The organism is Micromonospora sp. CPM1 (assembly GCF_023896895.1).
Taxonomy (GTDB): domain Bacteria; phylum Actinomycetota; class Actinomycetes; order Mycobacteriales; family Micromonosporaceae; genus Micromonospora; species Micromonospora tulbaghiae.
The window spans coordinates 104331-120842 of the sequence record NZ_JAMHIU010000015.1; the positions used below are offsets into that span (position 1 = coordinate 104331).

A 16512-nucleotide genomic window follows, 5' to 3' on the forward strand; every position below is an offset into this window, starting at 1 on the left:
CCACGCTAGACAGCCCTAGTTTTATGTCGAGGCCGACACGCGGTAGCCGCCTCTACGCGCATCTAGCCTGGTCGCTAGAGAACCCGATACTGTGCGATTCGTGGATCCGGTCCGCAACCCGTACGCACCGGGCGCCGGCCAGCGCCCGCCCGAACTCGCCGGGCGGGGGCGGGAACTGGACGTCTTCGACGTGGTGCTGGAACGGATCGCGCGCGGTCGCCCCGAACGCAGCCTGATGCTCACCGGCCTGCGGGGAGTGGGCAAGACGGTCCTGCTCAACACGCTGCGCTCCGAGGCGATCAACCACCTCTGGGGCACCGGCAAGATCGAGGCCCGGCCGGACCAGTCGCTGCGCCGGCCGATCGCCGCCGCGCTGCACATGGCGGTCCGCGAACTGGCGCCCCGGCACCGCGCCCCGGACCGGATCGACGCGTTCCTCGGCGTACTCAAGGCGTTCGCGCAACGCTCCGCTCCCACCGGGCGCGGCGGCGCGGCGCCCAAGCTGCGCGACCGCTGGCAGCCCGGCATCGACGTGCCGGCCAGCAGCGGACGCGCCGACTCCGGCGACATCGAGATCGACCTGGTCGAGCTGCTCAGCGACGCGGCGGCGGTCGCCACCGACGTCGGCACCGGCATCGCCGTCTTCATCGACGAGATGCAGGACGTCGGCGCCGAGGACGTCTCCGCGCTCTGCGCCGCCTGCCACGAGCTGTCCCAGCTCGGCGCGCCGCTCATCGTCGTGGGCGCGGGACTGCCGCACCTGCCCGCAGTCCTCAGCGCCGCCAAGTCCTACTCCGAGCGGCTCTACCGCTACCAGCGCATCGACCGGCTCGACCGGATCGCCGCCGACCAGGCGCTCTGCGCGCCGGCCGAGCGGGAGGAGGTCGAGTACGAGCAGAAGGCCCTCGACCTGCTCTACGAGAAGTCCGGCGGCTATCCCTACTTCGTCCAGGCGTACGGCAAGGCCACCTGGGACCACGCGCCCCGCTCACCGATCACGGCGGCGGACGTCCGGGTCGCCGCGCCCGAGGCGGAGGCCGAGCTGGCGGTGGGGTTCTTCGGCTCCCGGTTCGAACGGGCCACCCCCGCCGAACGCGAGTACATGCGCGCGATGGCCACGCTGGCGCTGGTGGACGGTGAGGAGGGCGGCCGGGACGACATGGACGCTGCGGTGCCGACCGCCGAGATCGCCCGCGCGCTCGGCCGCAAGCCGGCCAGCCTCTCCCCGGCCCGGGACGCGCTGATCAAGAAGGGGCTGATCTACTCCGGCGAGCGGGGAACCGTGGCGTTCACAGTGCCGCACTTCGGCCGCTACCTGCGCACCCAGCCCGCCTGACCGCTGCTCTAAAACGGCCTCAGACCCGCGACCACGGCGGCGGGAAGACCACCTCGCCGGCCGGCGGTGGCGGCTCACCGCTCGCCGACGGCGGCAGCACCAGCGCCTGCCACGGCTCCCCCAGCCCCGACCAGGGACTGGTGAGGCCCAGCCGGTCCGCCGGGCCGAACCCGAACCGCCGGTAGTAGGCCGGATCGCCCAGCACCACCACCAGCCGTTCGCCCAACTCGGTCGCGGCGTCCAGCGCCGCCTGCACCGCCGCCGTGCCGTGCCCCAGCCGCTGCCGGTGCCGGGCCACCGCCACCGGACCCAGGGCCAGCGCCGGCCAGGTGCCACGTTCGGTGCGTACGCCGACGCGCGTGAGCAGCGCGTACGCCACTACCTCGCCGCCGTACTCGGCGACCATGGCCAGCTCCGGAACCCACGCCGGGCTGTGCCGCAACTCCTCGACCAGGCCGACCTCCGGTGGGGTGGCCACGTCGGGGCGGGCGAAGGCGGCGGCCAGCACCCGGGCCACCGGCGCCTCGTCGGCGGGGCCCTCCGGGCGCAGTCGCAGCATCGTCACCCGCGCGACCTTACCGAACGCGACCGGTCCATCCGCGACGGTCGCTGAAATCGATACCGATCGGACGTCCACGTCGGCCGATACCTTTCGTGTGTTGCGGGGATGACGACGCCCCCGACGGGGTAAGACTGAGCCATGAAGCCCGTGCGCTCCCTCGCCCGAGTCATGTTGAGCGGCATCTTCGTGGTCAGCGGCGCCCGCAACCTGCGCAACCCCGAACGCCTGGTGCAGGCCGCGGAACCGGTCACCGGGAAGGTCGCCCCGCTGATCCAGAACGTGCACCCCCGCATCCCGACCGACACGGTCTCGCTGATCCGGGCCAACGCCGCCACCCAGCTCGTCGGCGGCCTGATGTTCGCCACCGGCCGGTTCACCCGTCCGGCCGCGCTGGTGCTCGCGGCCACGCTGATCCCGACCACCGCCGCCGGTCACGCCTTCTGGAACAACGACGATCCGGCCGCCCGCAACAACAACCAGATCCACTTCCTGAAGAACCTCGGCCTGCTCGGCGGCCTCCTCCTCGCCGCCGCCGACACCGAGGGCAAGCCGGGACTGCGCTGGCGCGCCGGCCACCGGATCGACCACTCGCGCCGGTCGGTCAAGCGTGCGGTCCGCACCGCGCGACGCGAGGCGAAGATCGCCGTACGCTCCGCGTCGACCGCCCGCCGCATGCCCGGCTGACAAGCGTTTTCGTACGGCCGCCACCCCCCGCAAGGCCACCAATCACCTGAACCGTCCGAGACCCGTTAACGCGGTGGAAATGTCAAAAACACGTGTGGGATCGGACACGGTCGCGTAACGCGGGAGGCAGCAACGTGAGGCGCCGTTCTAGGCTCCGTTCTGGACCTGGACGGGTACGACGACCTTGGTACGGGGGTGGCCACGCCATGCCGACGACAGTCGGTAGACGGACCAACCGCCTCGCCCCGACCTCCCGCGTCGACCGCCGGATCGTCATGCGTCTCGGCGTCGTCGCCGCCGTGTCGTACGCCGCGTGGCTCGCCATCGGAGCCTTCGGACGGCCGTACAACTTCTTCGACATGAAGATCTACCACGGCGCCGTGCTGTGGTGGGCCGGCGGCAACGAGCTGTACGACTTCGTCGCGCCCTCGACCACGCTGGGTTTCACCTACCCGCCGTTCGCCGCCCTGGTCATGCTGCCGATGTCCTGGCTGCCGGTCGACGGCGCCGGTTTCGTCAACGCGCTCGCCAGCATCGGCGCGCTCGCTGTCGTCCTCGCCGCGCTGCTGCGCCCCATCGTGGACCGGCTCGGCTGGCCGCTCTGGTTCACCGTCGGCATCGCCACCCCGCTCGCGGTCGCCATCGAGCCGTCCCGGGAGACGCTCGGCTACGGGCAGGTCAACCTGCTGCTCTTCGTGCTGGTCATGGCGGACATGGTGGGCCTGCGCTGGCGGGCCAAGCGGGGCACCCACTACGAGACGGCCGACTCGCCGCTGGCCCGGTTCGTCTACAGCGGTACCTGGGCCGGTGTGGGCATCGGGCTCGCCACAGCGGTCAAGCTCACCCCGGCGTTGTTCGTGGCCTACCTGATGCTCACCCGGCAGTGGCGGGCCGCGCTCACCGCCGTCGGCACCGCTGTCGGCGTGACCATCGCGACGTTCGGCGTACTCGGTGAGGAGTCCCGCGCGTACTTCACCGGCGTGCTGTGGCAGACCGAGCGGGTCGGCGCGGCGGACATGACCGCCAACCAGTCCCTCGCCGGTCTGCTGGCGCGGCTCTACGACTCGATCGAGACGCCCGGCCTGCTCTGGCTGGCGTTCTCGGTGCTGATCCTCGCGCTGGGCCTGTCCCGGGCGATGAGCGCCCGCGCCGACGGCGACGAGCTGACCGCGTTCACGCTGGTCGGGCTCACCGCCAACGTGATCAGCCCGATCTCCTGGTCGCACCACCTGATCTGGGTCATCCCGGCGATCATCGTGCTGGCCGACGCCGCGGTACGCCGCCGCGAAGCCAGCCGCGGCCTGCCGCCACGTGGCACCGGCGGACCGTCGGCCAACGGCGTGCCGGCACTGCGCCCGCCGATCTGGTACCCGACGCTCACCGGGCTCCGCCACGGCGTCGGCGCGCTCGGGCTCTACCTGCTGTTCCTGATCTCACCGATCTGGCCGTACGAGCACCAGCTCCCCGAGGTGTCCCACTACCAGGACGGCCTGTTCGGCGCGTTGATGGAGAACTCCCTGGCCATCGCGCTGATCGTGCTCGTCGCGGCGCTGCCGTGGCGCCCCGGCGCCGAACCGGCGTTCTACCACGAGCGGCTGGGCCGCACCGCCGCGCTCGCCGCTCGGCGCTGAGCGTTCAGGGGCAGTTCACCCACTCCTCGGTGCCGTCGTCGAAGACCTGGCGCTTCCAGATCGGCAGCCGCGCCTTCACCTCGTCGACCAGGCGTGCGCAGGCGGCGAACGCGGCCGCCCGGTGGGCCGTGCTGACGGCCGCCACCAGTGCCACGTCCCCGATCTCCAGCGGGCCGATCCGGTGCGACACCGCAACCGCGTACACCTGCGGGTCGGCCGCGACCTCGGCCGCTACCTCGTGCAGCACCGCCTCGGCGGTGGGGTGGCCCTCGTACTCCAGCCGGGTGACCCCCCGCCCGTGGTCGTGGTCGCGGACCACGCCCTGGAAGGACACCACCGCGCCGGCCCGGCGGTCGGCGACCGCCGCCTCGTGCGCGGCCAGGTCGAGCGGCCGGTCGGTCACCGCGCCGAGCACCACGCCTGCTTCCACTGTCACGACGTCTCCCGTCGGCTCGTTCGTCGCGCTCACCCGAATCGCTCCCCGTGGGTCAGTGGCAGCGGCACGAGCGGCACCCGGTCGCCGGCCGCGCCGCTGGTGCCGGGCCGGATGACCGCGAACCCGTCCGCGCCGGCCAGCCCTCGCAGCATCGCCGAGCCGACGTGCCGCACCGGGTACGCGGTGCCGGCGACGCGGTCCCAGCGGGCCAGCGCCAGATGGGTGTAGTCGCCACGCCCGGGAATCGGCTCGGCGAGCGTCACGTGCGGCAGCACCGGCATCGGCCGGCCGGTGAGACCGGCAAGCAGGGGCGCGACGAGCGACACGAGCGCCACCACCGCTGACTGCGGGTTGCCGGGCAGGCCGGCCACGAACCGCACCCGCCCGTCGCCGTCCACGAGCCGGGCGAGCAACATCGGGAAACCGGGACGTACCGCCACGGTGTTCACCACGTAGTCGGCGCCGAGCGCCTCCAGCGTCGGGTGCAGGTGGTCGACCGGACCGTGCATGGTGCCGCCGGTGGTGCAGACCAGGTCGGCGTTGGCGAGCGCGCCCCGCAGCGCCGCCACGTGTGCGGGCAGCGTGTCGGCGACCGGGCCGACCACGTCGGCCGCGCGCACCTGGCAGCCGTAGCGGCGCAGCCAGGCCGGCACCGACGGACCGAGCGCGTCACGGACCCGGCCCGCGCCGGGCGGACCGGAGGTGAGCAGTTCGTCGCCGAAGACCAGCAGCGCGGCCCGGGGTGGGCGGCGGACCCGCAGCGTGTCGAGCCCGCAGGAGGCGGCCAGGCCCATCACCGCCGGGTCCACGGGGGTGCCGGCCGGCAGCAGTTGCTCCCCGAGGCACGCCTCCTCGCCCGGCTCCCGCCACTCCGGCGCCGTGCGGGGCGTGCCGGACACCAGGCCGTCCGCCGTACGCGTCGACTCCTCGATCCGTAGGATCGCCGTCGTCCCCTCGGGAACCATCGCGCCGGTGGCGATCTCCACCGTGCTGCCGTCGGCCTCCAGCGGAGGCGCGGTGTGTCCGGCGAGCACCCGCCCGACAACCCGCCACGGCCCCGGGCCGCGCACCGCCCAGCCGTCCACGCTGGAGGTCGGGAACGCGGGCAGGTCGGTACGTGTGGTCAGCGGCTCGGCCAGGGTGTGCCCGTCGGCCTCGGCCAGCGGACGGGCGACCGCGGGAAGCGCGGCGGACAGGCCCACCGCGTACACCCGGGAGCGGGCCTCCTCCCACCCGGCCGGGGGTGGCGTGCCCGCCTCGGCCGTGGCGGCTTCGGTTTCCGTGCTCATCCGGCGAGCCTAGCGCCGGGGCACGTGTCTCGCGGGTTCAGTGGTCGCCGCCGCGAAGCTGGTCGACGGCGTGCCGCAGGATCGGCCCGAGCACGGCCAGGCCGTCCCGGGCGCCGCCGCGCGAGCCGGGCAGGTTGACCACGAGCGTCCGGCCGGTCACCCCGGCCAGCCCTCGGGACAACGCCGCCGTCGGCACGGTGTCGCGGCTGTGCGCGCGGATCGCCTCGGCGATGCCGGGGATCTCGTAGTCGAGCAGCGCGCGCGTCACGTCGGGCGTGCGATCGGTCGGGGTGATGCCGGTGCCACCGCTGGTCAGCACCACGTCGACGCCGTCGGCACGGGCCGCGCGCAGGGCGTCGCCGACCGGTTCGCCGTCCGGCACCACCACCGGAGCGTCGACCTCGCACCCCAGCTCGCGCAGCCCGGTCACGAGCAGCGGGCCGCTGGTGTCCTCGTACACCCCCGCGGCGGCCCGGTTGGACGCCACGATCACCCGGGCCCGGATCACGGCCGGTCCTCCGGCCGGACCCACTCGCCGGTCTTGCCGCCCTCCTTGCGGAGCACCCGCACGGCGTCCACCGACGCGGCCGGGTCGACCGCCTTCACCATGTCGACCAGGGCGAGCCCGGCGACCGCCACCGCGGTCAGCGCCTCCATCTCGACGCCCGTGCGGTCGGCGGTCTTCGCCGTAGCCGTGATCTCCACCGTGTCGGCGGTGAGCTCCAGGTCGACGGTGACGCCGTGCAACGCGATCGGGTGGCACAGCGGGATCAGGTCGGGCGTGCGCTTGGCCCCCATGATGCCGGCGAGCCGGCCGACGGCCAGCGCGTCGCCCTTGGGAAGGCCGTCGCGGCGCAGCAGGTCCACCACCTCGGCGGTGGTGCGGAGGCGGCCGGCGGCGACCGCGAGCCGGCCCGAGACCGGCTTGGCGGAGACGTCGACCATCCGGGCCGCACCGGCCGGGTCGACGTGGGTGAGCTGCGCGGGTTCGGTCACGGCCCGACCCTATCCGCCGGGTACGACGCCGCGGGTGCCCCGGCCTGCGGCGGGGAGGAGCGTCGTCTCGGGTGCCGATGCACGACGCCCCTCCCTCACCTGCCCACCGCCGATTCGCTGGGGGGAACTGACGGTGGGGGCCTCGTTCGGCCGGGTCCGCTCGGACGGTGGACCCACCCCGTGGCCGATGCCGGGGACGCTAACGAACGCCGCGATAAGAAATCGATAAGCCGGTTCAGGCTGGCGGGGACGACGGCTCCGCGATCTGCCGGCGCAGGTCGTGGCGCTCGGGCGCACCCATCCGCTCGAAGATCGCCAACGCGCGCTGCCGGTAGCGTCGCGCTTCGGTCGGCTGCTTCCCGGCCAGGTGTCCGGCCAGGCCGTCGAGGGCGCGGGCCTGCTCGTACGGGTGGCCGATCCGGGTGGCGATGGCGAGCGCTTCTTCGAAGACGAGAACGGCCTCGTCGGCCCTCCCCGTGACGCCCAGGGTGACGGCCAGCTCATTACGTGCCTGCGCCTGGACATGCCGCTCCCCGGAGGCGGCGGCGGCCTCGATGGCCGCCTCGTGGTGCCGCAGCGCGTCCTCGTAGCGGCCGAGTTGCCGGTAGGTGCCGGCGAGGTCGCTGAGCGTCTCGGCGCGGGCGAAGCCGTTGCCGGTGCGGTCCCGGAGCGCGAGCGAGGCTCGGAGCAGGCGCTCCGCCGCCGCGTTCTGCCCCAGGCGGTATCTGACGCCACCGAGATGCCCCAGTGCGTTCGACATGTGGAACGGGTCGTGCTTGATACGGGCGACGAAGAGATGGAGCCGGTGAACCGCCATCGACTCCTCATAACGGCCGAGGTAGCGAAGCGTGAGGCCCAGGTTGGGCAGAACCGGAAGGGTGTCCAGCACACTGCTGCGCAGCGTCTCGCGGCTGGCTTCGAGCGACTGGTGGAGTCGCCCGGTCAGCCAGTGCACGGCACCGAGGTTGAACCGCGCCCGCTGTGCGCCCGGTTCGTCGCCGAGCCCGGTGAGGATCGACACGACCTCGTGCAGGTGCGCGGAGGCGTCCTGGTAGGCGCCGGTGCGTACGCACGCCGAGGCGAGGTAGTTGTGCATGAGGGCCACGGCGTGCCGGTCCCCGCACCGCTGCGCCGCGACGAGACCCACCCCGTTCGTGGCCGATATGTCGTCGAAGTAGCCGCGGATGTAGAAGAACCGCCAACTGGCGCGAGCCAGCCGCCACGCCATCGGTTCATGACCCTCGTCAGCCGCCTGACGGATGAACGCGTCCAGGTTCGGCCGCTGCTCCTCCAGCCAGTCCAGGTCGCGGTTGACGCGTCCCGCGAGCAGATCCGGTCGACGCGGTTCCGCGAGCCGTAGGTGCTGTGCGAGTACGCGGCCGTCCTCGATCGACGCCGACGCCCGCACCACCGAGTGCAGCACATGATCCAGCAGGTTCTCGACGGCCGATCGCCTGGCCGTCGACTCGCCCTCCTGGCGGGCCAGCTCGGCGGCGTAACGCCTCATCAGGTCGTGCAGGCGATAGCGGCCGGCCGAGGTCTCCTGCACGAGGTGGCGGTCCACCAGTTCGTCGAGAACGTCGGCCGCGTCCCGCAGAGGGAGATCGGTGAGGGCTGCCACCATCGCGGTGTCGAGGTGGTTTCCGGCCGCCAGGCCGAATGATCGGAAACCTTTCCTGCACGCCTCGTCGAGCGGCTCGTACGACTCGGCGAACGCCTCCATCAGGCTGCGCGCCTCGGCACGAAGACCGGGGAGGAACATCGACCTGTGGCTCAATCTGTCGACGAGGTCGGAGATCCGCCAGTCGGGGCGGTGCGCCAGCCGGGTGCCGGCCAATCCGACAGCGAGCGGCAGGCAGCCGCAGATGTCGACCAGTCGGCGTGCGGCCTCCGGTTCGGCCTCCACCCGCCCGCCCCCGATGAGGGTGTCGAGCAGTTCGAGCGCCTCGGCCTCGGAGAGGACGGTGAGAGACACCGGCGGTCGTTCGGTGAGCGCCAGTAGACGCCGCCGGCTGGTGACGAGCACCGCGGCCGATCCGGAGACGGGCAGCAGCGGCTCGACCTGCCGGCTGTCGGCGGCATTGTCGAGCACCACAAGCACGGAACGCGTGGCCAGCTGGCGTCGCCACATCTCCTGCCGATCGGGCAGTTCCATGGGTATCCGGCCGGCCGGCACACCCAGTTGGCGAAGCAACGTTTCCAGTGCCATCGCCGGACGCATCCGTGTTCGCGCGCTGTGTCCCCGCAGGTCGACGAAGAGCTGCCCGTCGGGGAAGCGCTCGGCCGACCGGGAGGCCACGTGCAGGGCGAGAGTCGTCTTGCCGCAGCCCGCCATGCCGTCGATCACCCGGATTGTCGGACCCTGCCCGGATGCCTCGCGCACTTCGCACAACAATCGATCGACCATTTCCTCCCGGCCGACGAAATTCATCACCGTTCGCGGCAACCAATTGCGCTTACGAGCGTCACTCCCGATCGTCTCCACCTCGCGCGCCGATTCCGGAATCCGGCGTCGCGCGCGGGTGGCCGCGTTTCGAAGTCGCTCCATCTCCTCGCTGGGTGGCACCCCCAGTTGATCGGTCAGTGCCTCGCGCGCGGCACGGTAGACGGCCAGCGCGCCCCCCGCGTCACCGGCCGCGAGGAGGGCACGCATCAGGAGGCACTGCGCTCGTTCCCACAGAGGATCGTGCGAGACCTCGTCTCGCAGCAACGACACGGCCGATTCCGGGCGTCCCAGGCTGAGATGTGCCTCCGCAAGCAGTTCCAGCGCTGCTCGGCGCTCCTGGCTCACGGCCTCTCGCCGCGCGGTCAGCGCCGGCCCCAGCGTCAGTCCCGCGAGCAGCGGCGCCGCGTCGCGGACGACGTCCTCGAGCAACGGGATCGCCCGCGTGGGTTCTCCCGCTCGCATCAGCCCTCGGGCGTGGCGCCAGCGCCCGGTGACCCGGTGCAGGTCGATCAGGCTCTCGTCGGTGAGAAGCCGGTAGCCACCTGGTTCACGGACGATCCTGAGCCTGTCGCCCGCGCACGAGTCGAGGCTCCGGCGCAGATTGGCGGCGTACGTCCGGACATTGGCGATCGCGGAGCGGGGTGGACCGTCGGGCCACAGCTCGTCCACCAGGTCGTGCAGCGGGACCAGCTGGTTGGCCCGCACGACCAGGAGCGCCAGCACCAACTGCTGCTTGGGTGTTCCAAGCGACAGGTCGGCCGCGCCGAGCCGCACCGCCAGACCACCGACAACTTGGATCTGCATGCTGCTGTTCCAGCCTCAGTCGGCTCTTGTCCACGCCAGGCCGCAGCGTAATCGATTTGTCACAGAGCCGTTGCCCCGCCGTCAAGAGGCATTGCGGCCCTCGTCCGACTCGACTGGAGAAGCCGCCAGAAAGCCCGGTTGTAATGTTCCGCCGCCGCGACGACGCTACAGGCGACGTAAAGCATCCCAGCCCATTCCCATGGCGCTGAGCGACCACGCGGGTACGTGAAGGAGATGATCGGCTCCGCTCCGCACACCGCTCGTGGACAGAACGTCATTTAGCCGGCAATAGTTACTTATATTGCGCATACCGACATTAATGCTTTCTTATCTTCCTTCCCGCACTCTAACCTGCTCTTCCATGACAGGGGGCGCCGCAAAGCGCCGAGAGAGATGTGCGAGGAGGGTCGTGACAATGCGCAGCACCGAATGGAACTGACGAACCCTTTGGTCATCGGCAACCACGACCCGCTCGATATCCGAGGAGGGACAACAAATGCGCAGCACCGAATGGAACTGAGAGTTCTCATATTCCCGGCGAAGGGGTAGGCTGCCGCTCATCGCATTCCGACGGTGAGCGGCGGGTGATGCCGGTTGAGCCGAACAGCGGACGGCCGACAAGCCGTCGAACCTCCGCTGCGCGCACTCGTGTACGCCTTGAGCGTCTGCGCGGCGTTCGTCGCGCTCGCCGCGCTGATCGCCTTCTGGAGGCAGCCACCGGACTCCGTTCGCGACCTCGTAACCGTCACGACCCTGGTAGTGACGGTCGCCCTGGCCACGATCATCAAGACCCCGGTGCGGATCCGGTCGACCACCGTGGCCTTCGCCTGGGTCGAGACCGTGATCGTCATCGGTCTCGCCGTCGCGCCGGCCTCCTGGCTGATTCTGGCAACCGGCATCGGCGTGGCCTGCGGATCAGTCACGCGACTCGCTCCCATCAAGACCGCATTCGGCGTCGCGAAGCACACGTTGGTCGCCGGGGGCAGCACTCTCGTCATCCTGGTGCTCGGCGAGGCGTGGCCGCCCCGCGAGCCGCTCCACATCGTGCTGCTGCTGGGAGTCGTCTACCTGGTGGCGGCGGTGCTCGACGACGTACTCGCGATTCCGGTCATCGCGCTGGCATCCGGAACGCCCGTCGTCCGCCAGTTCCACACCGACCTCGACCTTCGGGTCGCCGGCTTCGCGGTCCGATTCCTCGTCGCCGCGTGCACAGTACTCATCCTGCGAGCCGACCCCCGATTGCTGCTCGCCGTGCCACCGCTCGTCCTCAGCCTGCACCTGGCCTACTCCGCCCGGATCCGTACCCGCACCGAGCAGCAGGCATGGCAACGCCTGGCCCGCGCCACCGACGCCCTCAACGTGGTCGACCTCGACCAGGTGCTCACCACCGCGGTCACCGAGGCCAGCGAACTCTTCTCCGCCGACGAGGTCGAGATCGAGCTGCGCGACGGCGGACGCACCGTCCGGGGCAACGGCACCGACATCGCGTACGACGGAACAACCCCGCAGCCCAGCGCCGTCGACGGTCAGGTCATGCCGGTCCCGCTGGAGGGCCACAACCGCACCGACGACGTCGGCGTGCTGCGGCTCCGGTTCACCGGCCCGGTCGAACTCTCCGAACGCGAGCAGTACACCCTGCGTACCTTCGCCTCCGCCCTCTGCACGGCGGTCCGCAACGCCCAGGCGTACGCCGAACTCGCCCGCATCGCCGAGGACCACGCCTACGCCGCCACCCACGACGCCCTCACCGGCCTGTCCAACCGGCGGCACCTGCTCGACGAGGGCAGCGCCCAGCTCACCACCCGGCACGCCGACGGCGTCACCGCCCTGGTGCTGATCGACCTCAACCACTTCAAGGAGGTCAACGACACCCTCGGGCACGGCGCCGGTGACCGGGTGCTGATCCAGGTCGCCGAACGGCTGCGCGGCGCGGCCCGCCCCGACGACCTGGTCGCCCGGCTCGGCGGCGACGAGTTCGCCGTACTCCTGCGCGGCCTGCCCGCCCCGGCCGTCGCCGCCCACCGCGCCGAGGCCCTGCTCGCCGCGCTGCACGACCCGCTGGACCTCGACGGCATGCGGATCAGCGTGGAGGCCAGCGGCGGCATCGCCGTCGCCCCCGCCACCGGCGGCATGGCGGAACTGCTGCGCCGCGCCGACGTGGCCATGTACCAGGCCAAACGCGCCGGCCAACGCGTCGCCACGTACGCGCCGGCCCGCGACACCGCCGACCTGAGCCGGCTCACCCTCGGCGGCGAACTGCCCCGCGCCGTCGCCGACCACGAGTTCACGGTCAACTTCCAGCCCATCGTCGACCTGGCCGGCGGCGAGGTGATCGGCGCCGAAGCCCTGGCCCGCTGGCACCACCCCACCCACGGGCTCATCGACCCGCTGCGCTTCCTCGAAGCGGTGGAACGCTCCGGGCTGCTCCCCGCGTTCGCCGAGGCGATCCTCGACCAGGCGCTCATCGCCGCCGGCTCCTGGCGCGACGCCGGCTTCGACCTGCCCGTCTCGGTCAACGTGTCCCCACGCAGCCTGCTCGACGCCCGCTTCCCCGGCGCGGTGCTGGCCCGGCTGCGCGCCCACGACCTCCCGCCGGACCGGCTCGTGCTGGAACTGACCGAGACGCTCACGCTCAGCCAGCTCGACGTGGTCGACCGCGTACTCAGCCGCCTGCGTGACTCCGGCGTCCGGCTGGCACTCGACGACTTCGGCACCGGCTACTCGTCGCTCTCCCTGCTCTCCCGCATCCCCGTACACGAACTGAAGATCGACCGCAGCTTCGTCGGCGCCATGGAGACCGCACCCGAAGCCGCCGCCGTGATCCGCTCCACCCTCGACCTCGGCCGCAGCCTCGACCTCACGGTGGTCGCCGAGGGCGTGGAGAGCGAACCGCAACGCCGCGCGCTCTGGGAACTCGGCTGCGCCGCCGGGCAGGGCCACCTGTTCGCCCGGCCGCTGCCCGCCGCCGCGCTGCTCGCCGCCCTCCAGCGCGGCCACGGCGGCCGGACCGGCGCGCTCGCACCCGCGCTGCACGACGCCGGCGCCGTCATCCGCCTCCCCGGCCGCCGCACCGGCCGCACCCGCCCGTCGCCCCCCGCCGCCACCGACGCCCGGCAACCCTGACCCGGCCGGGCCACCCCGCCGGTCTGCCACACTGGCCCGCGTGACCGCCCACGCCGACCCGCCAACCCCCGTCTCCCGCCGCTGGTCGGCACTCGACACCGCCGCCGGCGGCCTCGCCCTAGACCTGGGCCTCTACGCCGCCGCCACCGTCTTCGCCGCGATCACCGCCGCCACCTCCACACTCCCGCCGCACCGCGCCTGGGGCACGGTCGCCACCATCGGGTACGCGCTCGCCACGCTCGCCGCCACCACCCAACTGCTCGCCCGCCGCCGCCACCCCGGCACACCCCTGGCCGGCCAGCCCGCACGGTGGACCGTCGCCGGTCTCACCTGGGCCGCCACCGCGCTGCTGCCGATCGTCACGCAGAGCGTCGCACGCGCCGGCGGACGCACCGACCGCGCCCAGGAGGAGGTGATCGTGGTCGAACACGCCGGCGCCCGCCTCGCCGAGCTCGGCACCCCCTACCTCGGACCCGACGCCATCGCCGCCCTGCCCCCCGGCGAACAACTCCTCGGCTACACCCCCTACCAGCCCGGCATGGCGCTGTTCGGGCTGCCCCGAGCCGCCGTCGACGCCTGGTGGACCGACTCCCGCGTCTGGTTCGCCCTGGTCACCGCGCTCACCCTCGTCGCCCTCGTCGCCACACTGCGCGCAAGCGGCAGCCCGGCCGCACCCCGCCGCGACGCCGCCGTACTGCGCGCCGTCCAGGCCGCCACCGTCCTGCCCGTCTGCGCGCTCACCCTCGCCACCGGCGGCGACGACCTGCCCGTACTCGCGCTCTGCCTGCTCGCCCTCGCGCTCGCCGCCGCCGGACGACCCGGCCGGGCCGGCCTCGCGGTCGGCGCCGCCGGCGCCCTGAAACTCTTCGCCTGGCCGGTCGCCGTCGTCCTGATCTTCTGGGCCGCCACCCGCCGGGCCGCACTCCGCACCGCCCTCGGCGCCATCGGCCTGCCCGTCCTCGCGCTGGTCCCGGTGCTGCTCGTCAACCGCGACGCCCTCGTCGAGAACGTCCTGCGCTTCCCGCTCGGCCACGGCCTCGTCACCAGCCCCGCCCAGTCACCGTTCCCCGGGCATCTGATCGCCGAGACACTCCCGGCCGGCCGCGCCGTCGCCGCCGCGCTGCTCGTCGCCGCCGGACTGGCCATCGCCGTCCGGCTGCTGCGCCGCCCGCCCCGCACCGCCGCCACCACGGCCCTCATCTGCGGGTACGGGCTGCTCGCCGCGATCCTGCTGATGCCCTCCACCCGCTTCGGGTATCTGCTCTACCCGGCCGCCCTGCTCGTCCTCGCCCCCGCGCTGGCGCTCACCCGACCGGACGACCCGGCGACATTCCCGGCAACCGCCCCGCGCGATCCCGCCGGAAGGCGTACACCTGAGGGATGACCACCTACCGCGACCGGGCCGAGGCGGGACGCGAACTCGCCGAACGACTCACCGACCTCGCCGGCCGGCCCGACGTCATCGTGCTCGGCCTGGTCCGCGGCGGCGTACCCGTCGCCCGGGTGGTCGCCGACCGGCTCGGCGCACCACTGGACGTGCTCGTCGTCCGCAAACTCGGCGTGCCCTGGGCACCCGAGGTCGCGTACGGCGCACTCGGCCCCGGCGGCGTCCAGGTCCTCAACGAGATGGTCGCCGGTCGGATCAGCGAGAACGACCGCGCCCAGGTCCGCCGCCGTGAACAGGCCGAACTGGAACGCCGCGAACAGCGCTACCGCGGCGGCCACCCACCGCTGGACCTCACCGGCCGCACCGCCGTCGTCGTGGACGACGGACTCGCCACCGGCGCCACCGCCCGCGCCGCCGTCCAGGTCGCCCGCCACCTCGGCGCCGCCCGCGTCCTGGTCGCCGTCCCGGTCGGCTCCGAGCAGGCGTACGACATGCTCGCCGCCGACGCCGACACGGTCGTGAGCTGCCAACTCCCGCACGACTTCGCCGCCGTCGGCGCGTACTACGAGGACTTCCACGAGGTCTCCGACGACGAGGTGACGCAGGCGCTGACCGCCGTCGCGTGAAAACACCCGGTACCGTCGTTGTCATGCAGATGACCTGTCCTAAGTGCCGCGGAGAGATGCGCCAGTACGAGCGCAGCGGAGTAGTCATCGACCAGTGCGGCGAATGCCGGGGCATCTTCCTCGACCGCGGTGAGCTCGAGAAGCTGTTCGAGGCCGAGGCCAGCTGGAACCGGCAGCACGGCGGCGCCCCGCAGCAGGCCGCGCCGGCCGGTGCCGGCTACCCGCCACCCCCGCCGCCCCCGCCCGCCGCGCCGCACCAGCCCGGCTACGGCGCCGTCCCCCCGCCCCCTCCGCCGCCGCCCGGCCACGGCTACGCGCAGCCCGCGTACGGCCACAGCCAGCAGCAGCACTACGGCTACCACGGCCACTACCGCCGGAAGAAGAAGCACGGCTTCCTCGGCGAACTGTTCGACTGACCGCCGACAACACGCACGCCGGGCCGGTGCACCGCATCGACCCGGCGCGCTCGTCGGCGTGCCGCACCTGCCACACCGTGGCAGGCTGCTCGGCATGAGCCCGATCCGGCAGCACGAGGCGCTGGCCCAGGCGTACGACGGCATCACCGCCGTGGTCACCCCGCTCGACGACGCCGGTCTGCAACGGCCCACCCGGTGCCGCGGCTGGCTCGTCGCCGACCTGCTCTTCCACGTGCTCTGCGACGCCCAGCGCGCGCTCGTCGCCCTGGCCAGCCCCGCACCCGGACCGGCGGACGTGGACGACGTCAGCTATTGGCGCGCCTTCACGCCCGGCGACGACGACGCGGTCGCCGGGCACGCCTGGTGGGCCCGCCGATCCGCCGCCGCCTTCGACCGGCCCACCGGAGTGGTCCGCCTCTGGACCGACACCGCGCCCGCCGCCGTCCGCGCGGCCACCGCAGCCGACCCCGACGGGTACGTGACCACGCAGGGTCACGTGCTGCGCGTACCCCATCTGCTCGCCACCCTGACCACCGAGGCGGTCATCCACCACCTGGACCTGGTGGTGGACCTGCCGGACGCGCCGCGACCGGCGGCGGACCCGACGCGGGTCGCGGTGACCACGATGGACGGCCTGCTCAGCGACGACGCGGTACGGCCGGCCGGCTGGGACGACCACGACTACCTGCTGAAGGCCGCCGGGCGGGTGCCGCTCACCGACCGGGACCGGCTGGAGCTGGGCGAGGCAGCCGGATGGTTCCCGCTGCTCGGCTGAC

Annotated in this window: 14 protein-coding genes; 8 read left to right on the forward strand and 6 right to left on the reverse strand. The window is 72.8% G+C overall.

Going from position 1 to position 16512, the window contains the following annotated elements:
- The first annotated feature begins 100 nt into the window (after nt 1–100).
- A complete protein-coding gene (locus M8C11_RS19635; protein WP_120572553.1) occupies nt 101–1336 on the forward strand; it encodes an ATP-binding protein in 1236 nt (411 codons plus the stop codon).
- Nucleotides 1337–1355: 19 nt separating this feature from the next.
- Here M8C11_RS19635 and M8C11_RS19640 read toward each other — a convergent pair whose 3' ends face one another.
- A complete protein-coding gene (locus tag M8C11_RS19640; RefSeq protein WP_252451890.1) occupies nt 1356–1895 on the reverse strand; it encodes a GNAT family N-acetyltransferase in 540 nt (179 codons plus the stop codon).
- 141 nt (nt 1896–2036) lie between these two features.
- On the opposite strand from M8C11_RS19640, the gene M8C11_RS19645 reads away from it, so the two are divergent.
- Entirely contained in the window at nt 2037–2582 is a 546-nt protein-coding gene (locus M8C11_RS19645; protein WP_120572551.1) for a DoxX family protein, read from the forward strand.
- A gap of 206 nt (nt 2583–2788) precedes the next feature.
- The gene (locus tag M8C11_RS19650; RefSeq protein WP_252451837.1) at nt 2789–4213 is read left to right on the forward strand and encodes a glycosyltransferase 87 family protein; all 1425 of its coding nucleotides are present in this window, start codon (nt 2789–2791) and stop codon (nt 4211–4213) included.
- Between the two features lie 4 nt (nt 4214–4217).
- Here M8C11_RS19650 and M8C11_RS19655 read toward each other — a convergent pair whose 3' ends face one another.
- The 5 genes from M8C11_RS19655 to M8C11_RS19675 form a co-directional block, all read right to left on the reverse strand.
- Nucleotides 4218–4643: a molybdenum cofactor biosynthesis protein MoaE gene (locus M8C11_RS19655; RefSeq protein WP_252451892.1), complete on the reverse strand. Its 426-nt coding sequence runs from the start codon at nt 4641–4643 to the stop codon at nt 4218–4220.
- A gap of 35 nt (nt 4644–4678) precedes the next feature.
- A complete protein-coding gene (locus tag M8C11_RS19660) occupies nt 4679–5938 on the reverse strand; it encodes a molybdopterin molybdotransferase MoeA (RefSeq protein WP_252451840.1) in 1260 nt (419 codons plus the stop codon).
- Nucleotides 5939–5975: 37 nt separating this feature from the next.
- Complete coding sequence (locus M8C11_RS19665) at nt 5976–6446, reverse strand: molybdenum cofactor biosynthesis protein B (RefSeq protein ID WP_013477514.1); 471 nt, start codon at nt 6444–6446, stop codon at nt 5976–5978.
- A complete protein-coding gene (gene moaC, locus M8C11_RS19670) occupies nt 6443–6934 on the reverse strand; it encodes a cyclic pyranopterin monophosphate synthase MoaC (RefSeq protein WP_252451841.1) in 492 nt (163 codons plus the stop codon). Before moaC ends, M8C11_RS19665 begins: the two co-directional genes overlap by 4 nt.
- Nucleotides 6935–7169: 235 nt before the next feature.
- Nucleotides 7170–10184 (reverse strand): tetratricopeptide repeat protein, encoded by a 3015-nt coding sequence (locus tag M8C11_RS19675; RefSeq protein ID WP_252451842.1) that lies wholly within the window; start codon nt 10182–10184, stop codon nt 7170–7172.
- Nucleotides 10185–10778: 594 nt separating this feature from the next.
- On the opposite strand from M8C11_RS19675, the gene M8C11_RS19680 reads away from it, so the two are divergent.
- From M8C11_RS19680 to M8C11_RS19700, 5 genes are all read left to right on the forward strand, one after another.
- Nucleotides 10779–13307 carry a putative bifunctional diguanylate cyclase/phosphodiesterase gene (locus M8C11_RS19680; protein ID WP_374668732.1) on the forward strand — a complete coding sequence of 843 codons (2529 nt, stop codon included), beginning with the start codon at nt 10779–10781 and terminating at the stop codon, nt 13305–13307.
- Nucleotides 13308–13347: 40 nt separating this feature from the next.
- Nucleotides 13348–14691 carry a glycosyltransferase 87 family protein gene (locus M8C11_RS19685; RefSeq protein WP_252451843.1) on the forward strand — a complete coding sequence of 448 codons (1344 nt, stop codon included), beginning with the start codon at nt 13348–13350 and terminating at the stop codon, nt 14689–14691.
- Entirely contained in the window at nt 14688–15320 is a 633-nt protein-coding gene (locus M8C11_RS19690) for a phosphoribosyltransferase (RefSeq protein WP_252451844.1), read from the forward strand. The genes M8C11_RS19685 and M8C11_RS19690 overlap by 4 nt, the downstream gene beginning before the upstream one ends.
- A 23-nt stretch (nt 15321–15343) precedes the next feature.
- A complete protein-coding gene (locus tag M8C11_RS19695) occupies nt 15344–15736 on the forward strand; it encodes a zf-TFIIB domain-containing protein (RefSeq protein WP_252451846.1) in 393 nt (130 codons plus the stop codon).
- Between the two features lie 94 nt (nt 15737–15830).
- Nucleotides 15831–16511, forward strand: coding sequence for a maleylpyruvate isomerase N-terminal domain-containing protein (locus M8C11_RS19700; protein ID WP_120574077.1), 681 nt, complete (start codon nt 15831–15833; stop codon nt 16509–16511).
- Nucleotide 16512: the final 1 nt, after the last annotated feature.